Origin of the sequence: Bartonella sp. AA78NXGY (assembly GCF_042197005.1) — a bacterium.
In the GTDB taxonomy this organism is placed as follows: domain Bacteria; phylum Pseudomonadota; class Alphaproteobacteria; order Rhizobiales; family Rhizobiaceae; genus Bartonella.
Genome location: NZ_JBHIRI010000004.1, coordinates 22823 through 44955, shown reverse-complemented (window position 1 = coordinate 44955; position 22133 = coordinate 22823). Strand labels below are relative to the sequence as shown.

Here is a 22133-nt window from a genome sequence, read left to right as displayed (position 1 = left end):
ATTTTATTTTTAAAATAATTCTAATTTTTATAACTTTCTGATGATGAATCTTCCCCTTTTTTCCTGCTTATAATTTGAGAAAAAAACGACAGAAAATCATCAATATCTTCAGAAGTTGTGCCACGTCCTAGCGAAATGCGAATGGCACCATTTGGAACATGATACCCCATTGCCTCCAACACTTTGCTTTGTTTTACTTTTCCTGAAGAACAAGCAGAGCCGGATGATAAAGAAAACCCTTCTAAATCAAAAGCAATTTGCATCGTTTCAGCTTTTATATTTTTCACGGTAAAGTAAGTTGTATTTGGCAAACGTTGAACTCTTTTGCCAAAAATATCAACATTTTTACTTATTTTTTGTAGTCCAGCTTCTAATTTATTGCGTAAATATATTAACTGTTTTATTTCCTCCTGTGTGAAGCAATCAGTCATTGCTGCCCCAAAAGCAGCAATAAGGGGCAATGCTTCTGTTCCTCCACGGAGACCTTTTTCTTGTCCTCCCCCAATAATAAGAGGGTGTGGCATGAGAAGATTACCACATGAAACAAAAGCACCGATTCCTTTAGGACCGCCAACTTTATGTGCAGACAGTATAAAAAAGTCTCCTCCTAGCTGATGAATATCCACAAAATTTTTATCTACATATTGTGTTAAATCAACTATAAGAGTGCCTCCTAAATCCCGAACAATAGCGGCGATTTCTGTTAACGGTTGAATAACACCCGTTTCACTATTTGCAGCTTGAATAGCAACAAGAGGTAAACCTTTTGTTTTATCGTGAACCGTTAAGAGTGATGTTAATTTATCTTGTTGTATGAGCCCATCTTGATCAACATCAATGACGCTTATCAACTCTTTAGAAAAACGTCCTCCCTCTGCAACAGAGGGATGTTCAGTCGCTCCAAGGTAAAGGTGAGAAAATTTAACTTTTGCTTTCCCCATATTGTAAAAGGGTGTTAACAAAGTCATTGCAGCTTCACTCGCACCAGAGGTAAATACCACGTGATCTGGATCTGTTTTCAGATTTTCAGCGATTTGCCGACGGGCCTTTTGCAACAAAGTTTTAGCGGCACGCCCTTCCTTATGAACCGATGATGGATTACCAAATATCTCTAAAGATTCCAGTAACGCCATCCGTGCCACTTTTTTGAGCGGTGTTGTTGCGTTATGATCAAAATATCGGCGTTTTATAACCATTTTACATCGCAATCATTAATCTTATGAATTGATTGAAAAAATAGCGCATTTTTCTTGAAAAGTGCACTAAAAAAAGAATATCTAATAATTATTTAAGAGATTCTATGGTAAAAGTCGACTAGGGTCAAAGAGAGTCCTTTATTGCATTAAGGAGCATTTTATGCCAGAAATTATTTTTAACGGTCCCGCGGGTCGGCTCGAAGGGCGTTATCAACCTTCACAACAAAAAAATGCACCCATTGCGATCATTTTGCATCCTCATCCCCAATTTGGTGGAACTATGAATCATAAAATTGTCTATGACCTCTTTTATATGTTCCAACAACGTGGCTTTACAACTTTACGTTTTAACTTTCGTGGTATTGGTCGTAGTCAGGGTGAATTTGATTATGGAATAGGAGAACTTTCAGATGCTGCTGCTGCTCTCGATTGGGTTCAAACACAACATCCAGATTCTAAAAATTGTTGGGTAGCAGGATACTCATTTGGAGCATGGATTGGTATGCAGCTTTTAATGCGCCGACCAGAAATTGAGGGATTTATCTCAGTTGCCCCTCAGCCTAATGTTTATGACTTTTCATTTCTTGCACCTTGTCCCTCTTCTGGACTTATCATTCATGGCGGTATCGATAAAGTTTCCCCTCCAAAAGATGTTCAAATACTTGTCGATAAATTAAAAACACAAAAAGGTATCATCATCACACAAGAAATATTGGAAGAAGCTAATCACTTTTTCAGTGGATGTCATGAAAAACTTATTGAGCGATGTACCCACTATTTGGATAACCATATCTCCAATGAACTTCTCGCTCCTCCTCCTGAAATACTTTCACTAACTTAGGAAAATACGATAGATTTATAAAAAAATTAGCAAAAATTGTCTCTGATCATAACAAAGTAATTTTTTTAGTCTGCATTTAAAACTTTTCTAAATTTTATTTCAGGATAGAAATGAGAATAACAGCATACCTTTTTTCTATTACTAAGAAGTCTCTTTTTTAGCGTATAAAGATAATAATACCTGTATTATTATCTTTATATTACCAATATGTCTCTTTCTCTTGTGAGGTGTGCGTCAGTTATGATAGATAACGCATTAATAATTCGTTATATAATCGCCTATTATATACAATAAATGCACTCTTAAATTAGGAAATTAAATCTGTGTTTGCCTTTAAATCTGATTTTTTACACATTATGAGCGAACGTGGTTTTATCCACCAAATTTCAGATGAAAAAGGCTTAGATGATCTTTTTTCAAAAGAAACTGTAAGCGCTTATACTGGATTTGATCCAACAGCATCGAGTTTACATGCTGGAAGTCTTCTTCAGATTATGATGCTTTATTGGTTACAAAAAACGGGTCATCGCCCCATTGCTTTAATGGGCGGAGGGACCGGATTGATTGGTGATCCTTCCTTCAAAGACGAAGCACGACGTCTTCTGACACAAGATGATATTGCTACAAATATTGATGGTATTAAAAAGGTATTTGCTAACTATTTGACATTCGGTGACCGAGAAACCGATGCTTGTATTGTGAATAATGCTGAATGGTTATGCAATTTAAACTACTTAGAATTTTTGCGTGATGTAGGAAAGCATTTTTCTGTCAACCGTATGTTGTCATTTGATTCTGTCAGACTCAGACTTGAGCGTGAGCACTCTTTGTCATTCTTAGAGTTTAATTATATGATTCTGCAAGCTTATGACTTTGTTGAACTTTATAAACGTTATGGGTTGCGTATGCAAATGGGGGGCTCTGATCAGTGGGGCAACATTATTAACGGAATCGAATTAGGACATCGTTTAGGAACACCGCAATTATATGCGTTAACATCACCATTGCTGACAACCTCTTCCGGTGCCAAAATGGGTAAATCATTGAATGGGGCTGTATGGCTAAATGCGGATAAACTTTCACCTTATCAATTTTGGCAATACTGGCGCAATACAGAAGATGCTGATGTAACACGATTTCTAAAGCTCTATACTCCATTGCCAATGGATGAGATTCTTAAACTTTCTCTATTACAAGGAACTGAAATTAACGAAGCAAAAAAAATTCTTGCAACAGAAATTACAGCAATGTTGCATGGACGTGTTCTTGCTGATGCAGCAGCAGAAACGGCTCGCAAGACGTTTGAAGAAAAAACTCTGGGAGAAAATCTTCCAACTGTTGAAATTAATGCCTCAGAATTAAAAAAAGGTGTTGGATTGCTCACTCTTTTAGTACAAGCAGGACTCGCTAGATCTAATAGTGAGGCACGCCGACACGTTCAAGGTGGAGGTGTCCGTGTAAATGATCAAATAATAAAGGATGAAACACATCTTATTATTGAAGGGGATGTCAGTGCAGAAGGAACCATTAAACTTTCTTTTGGTAAGAAAAAACATGTTGTGATGAAACCAATATAATCTTTTGCTGTTTTGTTTATGTTGTTCACGTCGAGCTTGTTCTTTCAATTCAATCGTTGTGATAGGGCGAATTTTGTTAGGGAAATAAAAGTCTCTTCAAAACGATAAAATTCTAGAGAGTTGAATAGTTCTTTTCTTCTGTGTACTCTGATATCTTATACCTGTTACACAAAAAAGAAAGATGAAAACAATGACAAGACCAATGAAAGGTGCTCTTGCTCCTGATTTTACTTTGCCGCGCGATGGAGGAGAGACAGTGTGTCTTTCTGACTTTAAAGGAAAGCCTGTTGTTTTATATTTTTATCCCAAAGATGACACCAGTGGTTGCACAAGTGAAGCACTTGATTTCACAAAATTAAAGATGAAATTTGATGAAATCGGTGTTGCTGTTATTGGAATCTCTCCAGATAATGTAAAAAAACATGATAAATTTAAAATAAAACATGAACTTGATGTCATCTTGGTTTCTGATGAAGAAAAAACGACCCTCGAAGCTTATGGTGTTTGGGTTGAGAAAAGCATGTATGGACGCAAATATATGGGAGTTGAACGGAGCACTTTTTTAATTGATGCAAATGGAATAATAGCAGAAGAATGGCGCAAAGTAAGCGTATCTGGGCATGCTGAAAATGTTTTAGCTACTGCAACACTTTTATATCATAATGGTAACTTGTAAATTGAGTGTTTGATTTACCTTCAAAAGCAAAAGTTATTCTCCCTAATTGATTTTAGTTTTTCAACGGATTCGATTTTTACAATATATTGATTTATAAGGATAATGAATTGTTTTACATTTATATTAGTCCCCCGAATATCGCAAAATTTTCTGATTTCAGATTCTTCCTATCACTTGCAATATCATAAGCAGAATTAGCGTGTGAGAAAAAATTGAAGAAAGGAACAAGAAAATCCCCCTTTAAACCTTTAAAGTATCAAAGGCTATATAACATCACAGCATCCATAAAACGAACAGCTTAAGAAAAAATCTATATGGCTTGAAGGAAGGATATATAATTAACGAATATCCTCAATTTTTTTGTCTTGTCCATAAATGCGCCGTGCGAGTGCTGCCTCTATAAATGCATCTAAATTACCATTAAGTACGGATTGTGGATCCGTATTTTCAATTCCTGTACGCAAATCTTTGACAAGCTGATAGGGTTGAAGAACATAAGATCTAATTTGATGTCCCCATCCGATTTCTGTTTTAGAAGATTCAGCAGCATTGGTTTCTTCTTCTCTTTTTTTAAGCTCTTCTTCATAAAGCCGTGCACGCAACATCGACCAAGCCGTAGCGCGATTTTTATGTTGAGAACGCTCTGTTTGACATTGAACAACAATACCCGTTTTTATATGTGTGATGCGAACAGCAGAATCTGTTGTGTTAACATGTTGTCCTCCTGCTCCAGATGCACGATATGTATCAATACGCACATCTGCCTCTGAAACATCAACTTCAATATTGTCATCAATAACTGGATAGACCCAAATGCTCGCAAAAGAAGTATGGCGCTTTGCATTCGAATCAAATGGAGAAATCCGCACTAAGCGATGAACGCCTGATTCTGTTTTTAACATTCCATAAGCATTATGCCCTTTTACAAGAATAGTCGCTGACTTTATTCCTGCTTCTTCTCCATCATGAACTTCTAAAATTTCAACCTTCATTTCATGCTGTTCAGCCCATCGCATATACATACGTAAGAGCATAGAAGCCCAATCTTGGCTTTCTGTTCCCCCTGCTCCAGCATGAACTTCTAAATAGGTATCATTCGGATCTGCCTCTCCTGAAAGAAGTACGTCAATTTGCCTTTTATCTATCTCATTTTTAAGATTACGTATTGATCTTTCTGCATCAGCGATAATTTCCACATCACTTTCTTCTTCGCCCATCGCAATAAGCTCAATGCATTCTTCAAGTGTTTTTGTAAATGATAAAAGACCATTGATTGAATCATCGAGACGTTGACGCTCACGCATCATATCCTGTGCTCGTTGTGCATCATCCCATAATGATGGATCTTCCGCTTTTTGATTAAGATATTCAAGACGCTTTAGTGATTGATCCCAGTCAAAGATGCCCCCTTAGCAATTGTATTGCTTTCTGGATTTCATCAACTAATGTTTCTATTTCTGCTCGCATAATTTAACACCGTATTTTTAAAAACTCTTTTTGGTTGTGTCTCTTAGCATTTTATACAAATTTAATAGCTGCTATCAGAAAATGGTACAATTCTATCACTCTATTTATAGAACCGACATTGTAAAAAAGAGATAAAAACCATGACTCATGGCAAAAGGAGATTTTGTCGATTAATACAGCCCACCTGTCCCACTTTCAAGTGCTTTGTTGACTTGTGGAGAAGTCGTTACTGCAGGAACACCTTCTTGAAAAGAATTTGTACTCCCAATAACTTGATATATATCAGCAGGCCCAGTCCCTGGTTTAAATGCTTCTATAATGACATCTTGATCTCCTCTTTCGGCAAGCATTCCTGTTTTCCGATTAATTGGCATTAAAATCATACCTTTTGGCATCTTAAAGGGAACATCTGGCTTCCCTTTAAGAGCATCTGCCATAAAATCACCAAAAATAGGTGCAGCTAATGAACTTCCTGTTCCATTATATCCTAACGGAGCTGGTTGATCATAACCGACAAAAATACCGACGACAATGTCAGGAGTAAATCCCATAAACCAGACATCCTTAGAGTCATTGGTTGTTCCTGTTTTAGCGGCAATATGTCGATTAAGATAACGTAAACGTGCCGCAGTACCACGCTGAACAACCCCTTCCATCATCGATGTAATTTGATAAGCCGTCATAGGGTCAAGAACTTGATCTCGCTCATCAATCAATGTGGGTTCACTTTGATTATTCCATGAATTCGTATTACAATTTTCGCAAATACGATCATCATGACGATAAATTGTCTTCCCATAACGATCTTGAATTCTGTCTATCAGAGAAGGTTTAATAGAGCGTCCGCCATTGGCAATAACGGAATAAGCTGTAACCATTCGTAATACTGTTGTTTCGCCAGCCCCTAAAGCCATGGGAAGATAAGGCTGCAATTTATCTACGATCCCAAAGCGTTCTGCATATTCAGCGACAAGAGGCATTCCCATATCATTGGCAAGCCGTATTGTCATAAGATTACGAGAACGCTCAATACCATAACGCAACGTTGAAGGTCCTGCAAAGGTACCCCCATAATTTTTGGGTTGCCAAACTTCACCATTATATTGACGAACTTCAATGGGGCCATCTAAAACAACGGATGCTGGTGTATATCCGTTATCAAGAGCTGCTGCATAAACAAAAGGCTTAAAAGCAGACCCCGGTTGGCGGTAAGCTTGGGTTGCACGATTGAATTCAGATGCGGCAAAAGAAAATCCTCCCACCATAGCAAGAACGCGCCCTGTATGAGGTTCCATAGCAACAATTGCACCTTCAACCTTTGGAATTTGTTGTAAACGATAAGTGTTGTTTGTATTGGATAGTTTTTCAACAAAAATGACATCCCCAACTTGCAGAACATGAGATAAATTCTGAACAGTTTTTCGATAACCATTTTCTTTTACAACATGGAGTGCCCATTTTGAATTAGCTTCAGATAAAACAGCAATTTCCCGTTTTTTTGATAATATACCTGAAGCTTCGCGCTGTGGCTGTAAACCAATCTCTACTTTGTTGGGATTAGTAGAAAGAACAACAGCTAAACGCCATTCAGGAACATCACTTAGCCCTATGATATCTGCAAGTTCTGCCCCCCAATCACCTTTCTCATCAATATGCGCATAAGCTCCACGCCATCCTTGCGCATGATCAAATCTAATTAATCCATCGTGCAAAGCACGTCGCGCAATAAGTTGTAAATGCGGATCAAGCGTTGTACGAATGGAAAGCCCACCTTCATAAAGTGTTTTAGCCCCATAGCGATGTATTAAACGACGCCGTACTTCTTCAGTAAAATAATCAGCTGCAAAAACATAGCTATCACTCCCACGGATTGTCGCTCCTAAAGGTTTAGCTTTCGCTTTTTCACCTTGTTCACGCGTTACATATCCATTTGCAATCATCCGGTCTATAACCCAATTACGCCGATCAATAGCACGTTGTGTATTCTTAAATGGATCATAATTTGCTGGTCCTTTTGGAAGAGCAGCCAAATAAGCACATTGTTCTAGCGTCAGGTCATTGACGGATTTATTGAAATAAGTCAAAGAAGCAGCTGCTATACCATAAGTGCCACGACCCAGATAAATTTCATTGAGATAAAGTTCGAGAATATGATCTTTTGAATAAGTTTTCTCAATACGCATTGCTAAAATAGCTTCCTTAAATTTACGTTCTAACGTTGTTTCTGAACTTAAAAGGAAGTTTTTAGCGACTTGTTGCGTTATAGTTGATGCACCCTCTGGACGTCTTCCAGAACCAATATTACGAATATTATTGATCAAAGCTCGAGAAAGTCCTTCAGGATCTAAACCAAAATGATGATAAAAGTTTTTGTCTTCAGCCGAAATGAAAGCATTTATAACAAGCTTTGGTATTGATTGAATCGGTAAATAGAGGCGATGTTTTGTTGCAAACTCTGCCATAAGACGGCCATCAGAAGCATGGACACGGGTCATTACCGGCGGCTCATAAAGTGAAAGAACTTCATAATCAGGGAGTGCATTTGCTTGACCACTGGTCATAACACCCCACGTTATTGCACCATAAAGTCCAATAGCAATAAAAAAACGAAGAAGATATCTTAAAAAAATCATCATAAAAACGGCTATCGCTTTCTTAAGAATTAATTAAAGAAAAAATACGTTACTTCAAACACACCAAGTGGATATCACCACAAGATTGAGATCAAGAGAAATTGTTTTCTATCTTTTATTTATACTAGGGTACACTAGAAGCCCATATTGATACTCTATTTTCTCATAAATTTAAAGAGGCTGTATCATTTTCTGCCTATAATCAGCAAATTGACGAATAGAATGAGCAATAGAGGCTGCCATTTGTTTTCTCCAATGAGGATCATTTAATAACTTTTCATCCTCTTTATTGGATAAATAACCTATCTCTATCAAGACTGAGGGTATATCTGAAGCTCTTAAAACTTGAAAATTAGCATACCGATGTGGGTTATTAATCAAGTTAATATGATTCTTTGATAAACTTGAAATAACACTATTTGCAAAATTAACCGAAAATGTATGTGTTTCACGTCGTGTAAGATCCATCAAAATATCTGTAACTTCGAGCGTTTCATCTGCAGGCAAACCATCAAGCAAATCAACTTTATTTTCATTTTCAGCTAAAGATTTTGCAATGGCATCAGAGGCTTTATCTGATATGGTATACACTGTGGCACCGCGAAGAGAATGTAGATCAATCGTATCTGCGTGAATAGATATAAAAAGATCAGCATCAAACTCTTGCGCTTTTTTAACTCTTTCACTTAGTCTTAAAAAAATATTGGAATCTCGTGTTAAAGCAACGGTAATATGAGAATCCTTTTGTAATTCGTCTCGCAATGCACGCGCAAAGTCTAAAGTCACATCTTTTTCTAAAATTCCAGTAACACCCCGTGCACCGCCATCAATACCACCATGACCAGGATCAAGAACAACACGGAAATTATATGCTGGCATTAACTGTGTTTTTGTATCAAAATTGCTTCTTTGCTGTTTTTTTAATATCTCATCAAATTTTTCTTGTGTACTTTTACGAATATCAATCAGCAACTGCCATAAACCATTATTTAATTTTTTTACGACATTTTTTTCAACCACAAAAGCCGTTTTACTTGTCAAAATAATGCGTGAAGTCTGTATGTCAGAGAAAGCATAACGCACATCTGAAAGCATAACGGATAATGTATTCCGTTTCTTTAAAGGCGTATTTTGCATCGAAAAGTCAATTGTAGGTAAATTGATAACCAAACGTGCGGGCCTGTCAAAAATCTGTAAACGAACATTTGGTTTTGAATTAAAAACCGCAATAATACGCGTATGAATACTATCACCAATGGTTCGAAAATTAATAAGTCTCAGAGGATCTGCGGCTTGAACACTAGTTTGGAGTAGCAAAAAAGATAATAAAAAGTATGTGACGAGCACAATAACATCCCCATAAGCTGTTTTCAGCTTTTTGGTAAAAAAAACTCTTATCATAAGCAAAATACTCTACATTACCTTTGTAATAATTTATCTTGGTTACATAAAACGATACACCAATTTATTATCTATTTTTCAATAAAAGCTAAATAAACACCTCAAAACGAAATTAAGGGCATAAAGATATTATAATTATACATGATTTACATTGTTACTTGCCAAACGCATGATATCAACATAAAAGAATATTTATGCTTCCTAGCTGATAATAGTCATCTAAATTATCTGTAACTCATATTAAGTTGTCTTTAGAGGTTTTTTGTCTATTATGCGTTGAGACTTTTTTATGGATGAAAAATTTCTATGTTGTAACATTAGGATTGCATTACTTAAGATTCGTTGGTTCGGATATCCGAACTGTTTTAAAGATTATTTTACCGGAGACTTTTAAGAAAATATGAGTCATAAAAAACAGATGGAAATAATGATGAGAAATGGTGTAAATGCAGTCATGCCTTTGCACGTGGTGTTTCGTCCTGTTTTTCTGGTACCTCCCTTTTATGGCAGACAGCCTTTTATGTTTACGAATAGTTATGGCATTCGTTTGAATAAAATTGTGCATGTCGCCTTCAGGATATTAACTTATGTCAAACAAAATGCTTATAGATGCCTCCCATCCGGAGGAAACACGTGTTGTTGTTGTTCACGGCAACAAAATTGAAGAACTTGATTTTGAATCAGAACATAGAAAACAGCTCAAGGGGAATATTTATCTCGCACGTATTACGCGTGTAGAACCGTCTCTCCAAGCGGCTTTTGTTGAATATGGTGGAAACCGACATGGTTTTTTAACATTTTCTGAAATTCATCCTGATTATTATCAAATTCCTATTGCTGATCGCCTTGCTCTTCTTGAAGAAGAAGAAAAAGAAGCTGTAGGAGAAAATTCTGTAGATACCTTTACGGAAGAAGCAACTAAAAATAAAAAACGCTCCAGAAGAACAAAAAAAAGTGAAAAAAACAATGTTATAGCAGCCGATATTGAAAATGATATCACATCTGAAGCGATAATAATTGATAATACAGAAGAAGCATTAAATGCCAATATCTCTTATGATGAGATTGAAATGGTCGGTGCTGAGGACATCCGTGAAGAGCTCCCGATTTATCAAAGAAAACAAGGGCGCCAGTATAAAATTCAAGAAGTCATTAAACGACGTCAAATTTTGTTGGTACAAGTTATCAAAGAAGAGCGTGGTAATAAAGGTGCTGCCCTTACAACATATCTATCTCTAGCTGGTCGTTACTCTGTTCTAATGCCCAACACAGCACGTGGTGGTGGTATTTCACGAAAAATTACGAACGTACAAGACCGTAAGCGTCTTAAAGAAATCGTAAAAGAATTAGCCGTTCCAAAAGGTATGGGCGTTATCTTACGAACCGCTGGTGCCAATAGAACAAAAGCTGAAATTAAACGTGATTATGAATATCTTATGCGGTTATGGGATACTATTCGCACTTTGACACTCGAGTCAACGGCACCATACCTTGTCCATGAAGAAAGCAATCTCATCAAGCGTTCTATACGAGATCTTTATAATAAGAACATTAGTGAAATTCTTGTCTCTGGAGACCAAGGCTATCGTGAAGCGAAAGACTTTATGCGTATGCTCATGCCAAGTCATGCAAAAGTTGTGCAACCTTACCGTGATCCTACGCCCATTTTTGCAAGAAATAATATTGAAATTCAACTTGATAAAATGTTGCAACCACAGGTTTCTTTAAAATCTGGTGGTTATCTTGTTATTAATCAAACAGAAGCACTTGTTGCTATTGACGTAAATTCTGGCCGCTCTACGAAAGAATTCTCTGTCGAAAAGACAGCCTTACAAACTAACCTTGAAGCTGCTGAAGAAGTAGCGCGTCAATTACGCTTGCGTGACCTTGCTGGTTTAATTGTGATTGATTTTATTGATATGCTTGAAGAACGCAATGTGAAGCTGGTCGAAAAAAAATTAAAAGATTGTTTAAAAAACGATCGTGCTCGTATTCAAGTAGGTCATATTTCACACTTCGGCCTTTTAGAAATGAGTCGTCAACGTATTCGCATATCGGTTTTAGAAAGTACGACACAGCCCTGCCCACATTGCGCAGGAACAGGAAATATACGTTCTGAATCATCAATTGCGTTACATGTCATGCGCTCAATTGAAGAATATCTTCTTCATAATTCGCAACATAATATTATCGTGCGCACCCCCGTAGCAACAGCGCTTTATGTATTAAATCATAAACGCAATATTCTTGTTAATTTAGAAGCTCGCTTTAAACTTAATATTAGTATTGAAGCAGATGATAGTATTGGAACACAACATCTTGTTATTTCTAAAGGCTCAATAGCAGAGAGAATTTCTCAATCTTCATTGGAAGATGACAATAAGCAAGAAATTGAAGATTCTGTTTTCATAAAGAGTGAATCTATTGAAAATCCTTCTCCCATTGAAACAAATCAAAAGCGTCGGCGCAAAAATCGTCACGGTGAAATTACTGATCATTCTCTCTCCAACGTTCATAAAAAAGAAGATACCTTGAATGATGATTCTTATCGTCGAGGACGTCGTCGAGGACGTCGTGGTGGTCGACGCAATCAAGATAATAGTTTTCATCAGATTCGCGTTCCTTATGCAGAACCAGTGGGAGATTTTGCTAAGCAAGCTTTAGCAGAAATTAAAGCAGCGCATCGCAAACGTCGTGTTTCACCTGCTAAATCTTTTGAACTTGAAGAAACAAAAAATAATACACAAGCTCTAGATATACAACAACAGAGTGAATCTGAAAAAAATGATACAAGTATTAAACCTAAAAAACGTAAAACACGTTCTTCAAAAGTAGTAGAAAATCAACTTTCTTTAGAGAATGATCAAAATATTGCAGAACAAAAATCTCTTGAAGAAAAACCTACAACCAGTCCGGTGCGTAAAACTAAAACAAAAAAAGCAGACAAAGCTATTCATGAGGTAGAAGATAAAGCTCTTGAAAAGAGTAAAAAATCAACACGTGGAACACGTAAAAAATCATCTTCTAAAGAGACAACGCAAATACAAAAAATATTAGAGCAAAAAACTGTAATCGAGATGGAGAAAGTTATCGAAACCTCTCCTTCCCAAATTGAAGAAACAATTAATCAACCCGTTGTTATTTCATCAACGCCTAATGATTCTTCCAAAACTGAACGTATTGGTTGGTGGAAACGCAGAATTCTTTCGAAAAATTAAGGATTAAAAAAACCGCCACAGAAAACTGTGGCGGTTCAAATAAACAATTATAGAAAACGTTTTGACCAACTTTTATGGTGTGGTTTTATTACTTTTGTTTCGCTTTTTCTTGCTCAGCCCGCATACGCTCTTCAATTTCTTTTTGCTTTGATTGAATAGCTTGCTGCAGCTTTATTTGTTCTTGTTGGAAATCTTTTTCCTCCATACCAGGACCGGTATAGGCTGCTGTAAACCCATTAAGAGAAAATTCAATAGGATTAGCTGAACCACGGAAATTAACTGTGGTTACAACCATTTTTGTACCACTTTTCATAGCTGCTATAAGCTTATCATCTAAGACATCATTAGCAATACAACTTGGTCCATTACAAATAATATAAGGAATTTTTTTAGAGAACTCGTCACCAATTTTAATGTGAACACCTTCTGGCAAAAAACGACCTGTCGGCACTTGAATACCTATACGTTTCTCATTTTGCTTCCCTTTTATTTCAACAAGATTAAAAGCCGTTAAAGGTTGTCCCGTATTCGATAATACAGTATTCATTGTATTACAAATATCAACATCATGCTGCTTACTGCAAACTTTGTACCAACCTTGTGATAAAGTTTGCGCATTTGCAGAAATACCAGCTATAAGAAAAAGGGCAGCGGCTCCAACTAATACTGAAACAGCAGAATAAACATTTTTATGCGACATGATTAAGTTAATCCTTTCAACGCGCTCTTAAGTAACTTCAAAAAAATATTAAATATAATTCCAACTTAATTTATTAAATTATAATGAAATAACAATTAATTTTACTATTTTTACTTCAATATAAAAAAAAAAGTCAAATTTAGAGAAAAAATACGACGAGCCATTCTAATTTTTATACACTCATATCATTTCCCCTCTTCATCACATTGGTATTTGATGCAATCTATCCATAAAACACCTCTGTGCATTTAAACTAAGATTACACAAACGAATCAATATTGCAATATTAATTAAAATAAACTCTGATACTACTCTAAAAAACTTACTAATTAAAATTTTTACATTTATTACTCTTCATGTTAAGCTTATAGAACCTTTGCAACAGGTGTTGCAATGCATGAAGCTCTAAAATATCAGATAAATTTTACTGTTTTCCTTATGTGCCTCGTGTGATACACAAAAACAAAATCATCTACGATATTATTGAAACATTTAATGAATTAAAACCACTGATTGTCTAAAATTTCTGCATAATTGTTAAGAGAGCTTTTTGCTAATGAACAATTTTCTGCCCTTGTTTACAAAATAATAGTGATACGCTTTTGTAATAAAAATTTTATATTCCATAGCGTTTAACTAAACAGTTTAGTTTAAAAATACGCTACTAAAGAAGTGCTTTTTTCTTAATTAAACAACACATTTTCTTAGAGAGAAAATCTATAACTGCTGAAAATATTTTATTTATAAAAAACTTTCTTAAAATATAATAACATATTAATTTATAATAATAATTTATCTTTTTTCTATTTCTATATTGTATGAAAGATCCTAATAGCGCAAACCTCTCTTATGTTGAATCAATAAAATTTATCCACTTGTACATCACAAGCGGAGTTAGTTTTATAGATAAACTACTGAACAAAGGAAACCCTCCCTATGAATCATCTCACGTGCCTAAAGCCATAATAAATTTATGCTCATATATTAAACATCTATTATTGCACTTCTGTACAAATATCATCTCTCAGTTTTATAACGTGAATAAAAAATATAGCTTTTATCAATTTCTTTTAAGTTATTTCTTAAATAAAAGAATCTACTAAAATGATAAATTCTTTTCATCTTTCATAATATCAAAGATATAAATCGTTAATGATTTAAGTTTTAAGAAAAAAATGAATTAAAATATCATTTTGTTTCTCTATATAACACAACTTAGAGCTATAAAATATCTCTCTTATCATATTAATGAAACAAGATTTATGATATGAGATGTATCGTCATTAAAATAATTAAACAGATAAAAATAAAAAACTACAAGCACAAAAAATTATGCATAAAAAGAAAACATAAAAAAGATATATGATTTTATTATTTAATATATATATTAAATCTTATATGATAAGAACAATAGATAATATCTTATGTGCATAAAATTACTTTATTATAAATAATAATTAAAAACAAAAAATTAAAATATATTTTAACTATTATTTAGTATATAATCTTAATTTCTCTGTATTTATATGAGTAAATTTTTAATTGAATAATTCTTCAACATGAAAACGTATACGATCTATAATATTCTTTTTCTTGTTTGGAAGCATTATATTATGTACTTCTTTAATGGTATTACAAAGCTTAGGTGCACTTTTTACAAACCAATTATCTTCTGTAAGACTATTTTTTATATCGTCAAATATTTGTTTTTCATAACTATAAGAGCCATCTGTTAATAATTCTTTAATATCCCTGACTAAACTAGGACTTATTGAATTATTTGCGCCTTTAGCCCAACTAAAATCTTTATCTTTCCAATCAAAATCTTTGCGCAAAATAGCACCTATATCACTTTGCAATATATCCGCTAACGTATTGCAAGCAATAATAAATATGAGATAATTTTTCATTATCTCATCATCACCTCCACTTTTCTCATTCATTCCCCATTCATTAAACGTTTGAGTTTTTTTAAATAATCTTTTGCTTTAATCAACTTTTCTTCATACTCCCCTACTTCATACTCTCTCGCTATATGTATTCTAGAGATAATTTTTTGTTTTTTTTCAGCTAGATCCTGTAATTTCGAACCAAGATTATAATATTCATCCTTCAGAGTTTTCAGTTTTTTATATAACTTATTCCGTTCCTGTAAACGCTCATAGTATTCTGCTTTAGAAATATTTTTTTCCCAAATATCCAAATGAGATATACTTTCTTCAATAAATTGTATGCTCTCTTTAATATTCTTTCTTTTGTTTTTTAAATGTTGGTATTGTTCATCAGAAGATAACTCAGCATAAGCGTTTTTTACGCCATATATTAAAGTGAGTAACAAAAAAACGATAGTTAGACACTTTTGTAATGAAGAAAGCATGCTATCTTTACCTAAATTCTTTCTAAAAAATTTACAGGAGCTTATTAGCTTATTATATTAAAAGTGCTATTTATTGCAGTTAAACTGTCTAATCTATTTTCTTCATTATATCAATACGTATATAATAAAAACCAAATAAATATATAAAAGGTTCTTTATTATAAACTTAAATTTTATTCAGAATGATTTTATAAAAATGAGTAACAGTTCTGAAACAATAAAGAAATTTTTTAAACAGAATGTTATTCTGCCATTTCGACAAGCTGTGTCATAATATTCGCTGCTCCAACAAGCCTTTCATCCGCTGAGGACCAATCACGAATAAGAGCAATACTTTGATCTGGTCGAATTTTTGCCATTGTACCTTGTTTTCCCACCCACTGAACAAGAGCAACACTATTTGCGAAATAGTTATTACGAAACTGTATGACAATCCCCTTTGGTCCAACATCTAATTTTTCTACATGTGCTTTTCGACACAATGTTTTAATATGAAAGACTTTAAGAAGATGTTGAACCTCAAGGGGCAAAGGACCAAAGCGATCAATTAACTCCGCTGCAAATTCATCAATTTGTTCTAAACCATCAAGTTCTGTTAAACGACGATAAAGTCCCATACGTAATGATAAGTCAGGCACGAAACTTTCTGGTATCATCACTGTTGTACCAAGAGAAATTTGAGGTGACCATTGCTTATCTTCATTTAGCTCTCCATCTTTTAATTCAGCAACAGCTTCTTCAAGCATTTTTTGATAGAGTTCAAATCCAACTTCTTTGATATGCCCCGATTGCTCTTCACCTAAAAAATTGCCTGAACCGCGGATATCCATGTCATGGCTTGCCAATTGAAAACCGGCCCCTAAGGTGTCAAGAGATTGTAACACTTTAAGACGGCGATCAGCAGCAATTGTTAAAACTTTACCAGCAGGAAATGTAAAGAGAGCATACGCACGTTGTTTTGAACGTCCTACCCTACCACGTAACTGATAAAGGGCAGAAAGACCAAACATCTCAGCACGATGCACAATTAGGGTATTGGCTGTTGGAATATCAAGACCTGATTCAATAATGGTTGTTGAGAGCAGCACATCATATTGTCCATCATAAAATGCATTCATGATATCATCAAGTTGTCCAGCCGGCATTTGTCCATGAGCCACAACGAATTTCAGTTCTGGCACATGTGTTTTGAGATATTCTTCTACAAAAGCCAGATCAGAAATACGAGGACAAACATAGAAACTTTGTCCACCACGATAATATTCTCGAAGCAGGGTCTCTCGTATAACAAGTGCATCAAAGGGTGAAATAAAAGTACGAACCGCCATTCTATCAATGGGGGGGGTTGTTATCAATGAAAGTTCACGTACACCCGATAAAGCTAACCCTAAAGTGCGTGGTATGGGAGTTGCTGAAAGTGTGAGAACATGAATATCACTTTTAAGCTCTTTTAAACGCTCTTTGTGTTTGACACCAAAATGCTGTTCCTCATCAATGATAAGAAGACCTAACCGTAAAAAATTAACTGCATCACTTAATAATGCATGGGTTCCAATGACAATATCGATTGTACCATCTGAAACACCTTTTTTTACTCGTGCAAGTTCTTTCGCTTTTACAAGCCTCGAAGCATGTCCAATTTTAACCGGTAATCCTTGAAAACGCGAAATAAATGTTTTGTAATGTTGACGTGAAAGCAAAGTTGTCGGTACAACAACAGCAACCTGATATCCATTTAATGCTGCAACAAAAGCACTTCGAATGGCTACTTCAGTTTTTCCAAAACCAACATCACCGCATATCAAGCGATCCATCGGCTTGCCTGAGGCTAGATCGTCCAAAACAGCATCAATTGCATTCATTTGATCTTCCGTTTCTTCATAGGGAAAGCAAGCAACAAACTCATCAAATGGTCCAATTGGTGGAAGTAAAGCAGGCGCAGCACGAGTCATACGCTCTGCAGCTATACGGATTAATTGCCCTGCCATTTCCAATAAATGTTTTTTTAGCCGAGCTTTACGTGCTTGCCAAGCAACACCTCCTAATTTATCTAAAGTTACCTCTGTTCCTTCTGAGCCATAACGTGAGAGAAGCTCAATATTTTCAACAGGTAAAAAGAGTAAATCACCTCCAGCATATCTAATTTCAAGGCAGTCTCGTAAAATTCCAGTGGTTCTGATGGTTTTAAGACCAACAAATTGGCCAATACCGTGGTCGATATGCACAATAATATCACCAGAATTTAAAGCAGAAATTTCAGAAATAAAATTTGTATTATTCTTACGCCGCTTTGGCGATCTTATAAAACGATCGCCAAGGATATCTTGCTCTGCTATAATAGCCAAATCTTCAGCCACAAAACCATGTTCTATCATGATAACAGCTGCTAATATGCGATCTCGAGGTGTTGCTTTGACTGTTTGCAAAGATTTTGCAACATCTATTTTTTTCAATCCATGCTCATCGAGAACTTGTAACAAACGATTGAGAGATCCTTCACTCCAACACGCTAAAAGCACTTTTTTACCAGCAGCGCGTAAAGATGCGATATGATCAATAACACTTGAAAAAACATTTTTTTCCTGCGCATTACGCTCTTTTACAAAATCATATCCTTGTTTAACTTTTGTGTGAATAACAGTTTGTTCCAAACTTTGTGGAACATTAAAAGGAGAAAAATCAATACGCTGTGAAGATTGTTGCACACCTTCCAAAACACGCTCTGGCGTTAAATAAAAAAGACTAGGATCTATTGGATGATAAGAAGTAGAATTTTTTTCATCACTTTCGCGCTCTTTGCGCGCATTATAATAGTCTTCAATAAGACGATAGCGCTCAATGAAAACTTCTTCTATGAGATGCTCAAAAACTATCGGTAAATTGCCACAATGATCAAAAAAGCTATCAAGGTTTTCATAAAAAAATGGAAGCCAATGTTCCATACCGGCAAAACGCCGACCTTGAGAAATTGCTTCATAAAGCATGTTATTTTTTTGTGATACACCAAATGTACGGGTATAATTGCTTTTAAAACGACTGATACGTTCTGGTGTAAGAGCAACCTCACTCATTGCCTGTAATAAAAGTTCAGTTTTTTGGCCTGTTGTCCTTTGACTTTCTGGATCAAATACGCGGATACTTTCTAGGTTATCTCCAAAAAAATCAAGGCGTAAAGGTTCAACATCCATCGGAGAAAAGATATCAAGTATTCCTCCTCTTACAGCAAACTCACCAATATCACGGACAACCGTAACGCGTTCAAAACCATTGGTTTCTAGAAATTGAATAAGATTTCCCATGTTATTGCGCTGGCCAACACGTGCGTGAATAAGCTGAGCTTCTATCATTTCACGAGGAGGCAACTTTTGCATAATTGCATTTGCTGTTGTTAATATAATTGCAGAATATGGATCTTTCCGTAAATTTGCTATGTGTGCCAATGTTGATAGTCGACGTGCCATAACAGCAATTCCTGGTGATACGCGATCATAAGGCAAACAATCCCATGCAGGAAATTGAAGTACGGGTAAATTGGGTTCAATAAAATTTAAAACTTGTTGTAAATGCGCAATTTTTGTTCCGTCACGGACAACATAGATGAGCGGTTTACCTTGTGCAATTTCTGAACTTAATTTAGCAAGCGCAAAGGCTTCAAATCCATCAGTAACGCCATCTAAAATCATACGAACAGAATTATTTTTGGGAATAACAATTTTTTTAAATATAGGCATCGGGATTAATAACTTAAGCAAGTACGATAATTGGCAATATCACGGAAAAGTGGACTATCAACTTCAGAGGGGGGCAAAATTTCTCCAGTAATCCATGTGAGTAAATCACGATCATCAAAAGACATAATATACTCAAGCTCAGAGAGCGTTTTATCATTCATCCCAGTAATATGAGCATCGACATAATGTCCAAAAATGAGATCCATTTCACGAATACCGCGATGCCATGCACGAAAAATCAATCGACGACGACGAGCATCTAATTGATTTTTGTCAACGACAAAAACTGTCATAAAAAATCTCCTTTAATAAAGTAATATAAACTATTCAATTAGTCGTATAAAATTTTTACCTTGCTTTAAGGAAGTTCTATAATCTTTTGTTCTTTAAGTGTAATTCGACGATGCATTTGCTTAGCTAAAGCGTAATTATGTGTTGCAATAAGAGCAGAAAGACCAGACTGACGAACAAGGATAGATAAAGCTTGAAAGACATAAGCTGAAGTTACTGGATCAAGATTTCCTGTAGGTTCATCAGCCAAAAGAACCGAAGGGCCATTTGCTACTGCACGTGCAATAGCAACACGTTGTTGTTCTCCTCCCGATAACTCTGAGGGACGATGGTTCGCACGATGAGAAATACGCAGATACGTCAATAATTTGCGTGCACGATCTTCTGCTATGGATTTTTTTAATCCTGCTATCATTTGCGGTATCATGACATTTTCTAACGCCGTAAACTCTGGAAGTAAATGATGAAATTGATAAACAAAACCAATATCATTTCGTCTTATAGCTGTTCGCTCACTATCAGAGCGCTTTGCACAAGAAACACCTCGTAACATCACATCACCAGCGGTTGGTTTTTCTAATAATCCAGCAATATGAAGAAGTGTTGATTTTCCAGCACCAGATGGTGCAACAAGTGCAACAAGCTCTCCACGATTAAGAGTAAAATTCGCTTTATCTAAAACAATGAGCGGCTTATGACCCTCGAAAAAGCGTCTTTCAATCTCTACAAGCTCTAAAATAGCTGTCATTATTCATACCTCAAAGCTTGTACGGGATCTAGCTTAGCAGCACGCCATGCCGGAATGAGAGCAGCAAGAAATGACAAGAATAAAGCCATCATAGCAACCAAGATGGTCTGTTTCCACTCAATTTGTGCAGGCAATTTTGTTAAAAAATAAAGTTGAGGATTAAAAACGTCGACATTAAATAACCAAGATATAAAATCTTGGATATGATTAATATTCGCGGTCGCGATAACACCTAAAATTAAGCCCAATATCGTTCCAATAAAACCAATCATCATTCCTGTAATGATAAATATACGCAAAATCGCACTTTGTTGAGCACCCATCGTGCGTAAAATTGCAATATCATGACTTTTATCTTTTACAAGCATAATCAGTCCTGAAATAATATTTAAAGCAGCAACAAGAACGATCAGAGAAAGAATGAAAAACATAACATTTCGTTCAATCTGTAAAGCTGAAAAAAAAGCCTGATTACGTGTACGCCAATCAATTAAATAAACCTGTTGATCAACTGCTTTTTCTACAACGGGTTTTATTTGATCAACTGCATCAGGATCATTTAAAAATAACTCTAAAGACTGAACCTTATCGCCTAAATTAAAAAACATTTGTGCTTCATGAAGAGGCATAAAGACAAATATTGAATCATATTCAGACATACCAACTTCAAAAATAGCAACGACTTTATAAGCTTTCACTCGTGGCGTAACGCCAAAAGGAGTCTCATCACCATCTGGAGTAATGATACGAATATCTCTTCCAACTGTTAATCCTAATTTTTCTGCTAAGCCACTTCCAATTGCAACACCTTCTTCTTGATCAAACCGAGAAATCGATCCTAATTTAATGTTTTGAGAGACTGTTTTAAGCTTTTCTAGATCTTGTTTGCGCATACCACGAACTAACGCGCCAGAGCCACCTTGAACTTCACCTTGAACAAGTGCTTGACCTTCAATAACAGGCAAAGCAAACTTCACGCCATTTGTAGTTTCTAAAGAAGAAATAAGAGTCTTATAATCAGCAAAACCAGAATCAACTGTTTGAATAATAAGATGCCCATTCATACCAAGAATACGATTGAGAAGTTCTGTACGAAAGCCATTCATCACCGCCATAACAACAACCAGAGCAAATACGCCCAACATAATCCCAATAAGAGAAATAATTGAAATAACAGATGCAACGACATGTTTTTTATTGGGAATCATATAACGAAAAGCGATCATCCACTCATAAGATGAAAAGCATTTGTTTTTCAGCCTCTTCATAATATTTCC

At 35.5% G+C, this 22133-nt stretch carries 15 protein-coding genes; 4 read left to right on the top strand and 11 right to left on the bottom strand.

From position 1 onward, the window contains the following. Nucleotides 1-20: 20 nt before the first annotated feature. Nucleotides 21-1196 (bottom strand): cysteine desulfurase family protein, encoded by a 1176-nt coding sequence (locus ACFINL_RS03520; protein ID WP_375650269.1) that lies wholly within the window; start codon nt 1194-1196, stop codon nt 21-23. A gap of 160 nt (nt 1197-1356) precedes the next feature. Between ACFINL_RS03520 and ACFINL_RS03515 the strand changes: the two genes are divergently transcribed. From ACFINL_RS03515 to ACFINL_RS03505, 3 genes are all read left to right on the top strand, one after another. After that, on the top strand, nt 1357-2037 hold the full coding sequence (locus tag ACFINL_RS03515; RefSeq protein ID WP_375611896.1) for an alpha/beta hydrolase: 681 nt from the start codon (nt 1357-1359) through the stop codon (nt 2035-2037). 323 nt (nt 2038-2360) lie between these two features. After that, nucleotides 2361-3614, top strand: a complete 1254-nt coding sequence (tyrS, locus tag ACFINL_RS03510; protein ID WP_375650266.1) for a tyrosine--tRNA ligase — start codon at nt 2361-2363, stop codon at nt 3612-3614. A gap of 190 nt (nt 3615-3804) precedes the next feature. Next, nucleotides 3805-4290, top strand: coding sequence for a peroxiredoxin (locus ACFINL_RS03505; RefSeq protein ID WP_375646714.1), 486 nt, complete (start codon nt 3805-3807; stop codon nt 4288-4290). Between the two features lie 338 nt (nt 4291-4628). Here the strand turns inward: ACFINL_RS03505 and prfB are convergent. The 3 genes from prfB to ACFINL_RS03490 form a co-directional block, all read right to left on the bottom strand. After that, a protein-coding gene (gene prfB, locus ACFINL_RS03500; protein ID WP_375650261.1) for a peptide chain release factor 2 occupies nt 4629-5757 on the bottom strand; the annotation gives its coding sequence in 2 pieces (ribosomal slippage) (nt 4629-5687 and nt 5689-5757; 1128 coding nt in all). Nucleotides 5758-5927: 170 nt separating this feature from the next. Then, complete coding sequence (locus ACFINL_RS03495; protein ID WP_375650256.1) at nt 5928-8393, bottom strand: penicillin-binding protein 1A; 2466 nt, start codon at nt 8391-8393, stop codon at nt 5928-5930. A gap of 168 nt (nt 8394-8561) precedes the next feature. Beyond that, nucleotides 8562-9791: an N-acetylmuramoyl-L-alanine amidase gene (locus ACFINL_RS03490; RefSeq protein ID WP_375628086.1), complete on the bottom strand. Its 1230-nt coding sequence runs from the start codon at nt 9789-9791 to the stop codon at nt 8562-8564. Between the two features lie 587 nt (nt 9792-10378). Here ACFINL_RS03490 and ACFINL_RS03485 point away from each other — a divergent pair. Then, a complete protein-coding gene (locus tag ACFINL_RS03485) occupies nt 10379-13009 on the top strand; it encodes a ribonuclease E/G (protein WP_375650250.1) in 2631 nt (876 codons plus the stop codon). Between the two features lie 88 nt (nt 13010-13097). Here ACFINL_RS03485 and ACFINL_RS03480 read toward each other — a convergent pair whose 3' ends face one another. From ACFINL_RS03480 to ACFINL_RS03450, 7 genes are all read right to left on the bottom strand, one after another. Next, complete coding sequence (locus ACFINL_RS03480; RefSeq protein WP_273791265.1) at nt 13098-13709, bottom strand: invasion associated locus B family protein; 612 nt, start codon at nt 13707-13709, stop codon at nt 13098-13100. A gap of 1538 nt (nt 13710-15247) precedes the next feature. Continuing rightward, nucleotides 15248-15652: a hypothetical protein gene (locus tag ACFINL_RS03475; RefSeq protein ID WP_375650245.1), complete on the bottom strand. Its 405-nt coding sequence runs from the start codon at nt 15650-15652 to the stop codon at nt 15248-15250. Then, complete coding sequence (locus ACFINL_RS03470; RefSeq protein WP_375650240.1) at nt 15649-16086, bottom strand: hypothetical protein; 438 nt, start codon at nt 16084-16086, stop codon at nt 15649-15651. Before ACFINL_RS03470 ends, ACFINL_RS03475 begins: the two co-directional genes overlap by 4 nt. Nucleotides 16087-16328: 242 nt before the next feature. After that, the gene (gene mfd / locus ACFINL_RS03465; protein WP_375650233.1) at nt 16329-19817 is read right to left on the bottom strand and encodes a transcription-repair coupling factor; all 3489 of its coding nucleotides are present in this window, start codon (nt 19815-19817) and stop codon (nt 16329-16331) included. A 5-nt stretch (nt 19818-19822) separates the two neighbouring features. Then, nucleotides 19823-20110, bottom strand: coding sequence for a succinate dehydrogenase assembly factor 2 (locus tag ACFINL_RS03460; protein WP_375611887.1), 288 nt, complete (start codon nt 20108-20110; stop codon nt 19823-19825). Nucleotides 20111-20175: 65 nt separating this feature from the next. Beyond that, nucleotides 20176-20856, bottom strand: a complete 681-nt coding sequence (locus ACFINL_RS03455) for an ABC transporter ATP-binding protein (protein WP_375611886.1) — start codon at nt 20854-20856, stop codon at nt 20176-20178. After that, on the bottom strand, nt 20856-22124 hold the full coding sequence (locus tag ACFINL_RS03450) for a lipoprotein-releasing ABC transporter permease subunit (protein WP_375611885.1): 1269 nt from the start codon (nt 22122-22124) through the stop codon (nt 20856-20858). The genes ACFINL_RS03455 and ACFINL_RS03450 overlap by 1 nt, the downstream gene beginning before the upstream one ends. Nucleotides 22125-22133: the final 9 nt, after the last annotated feature.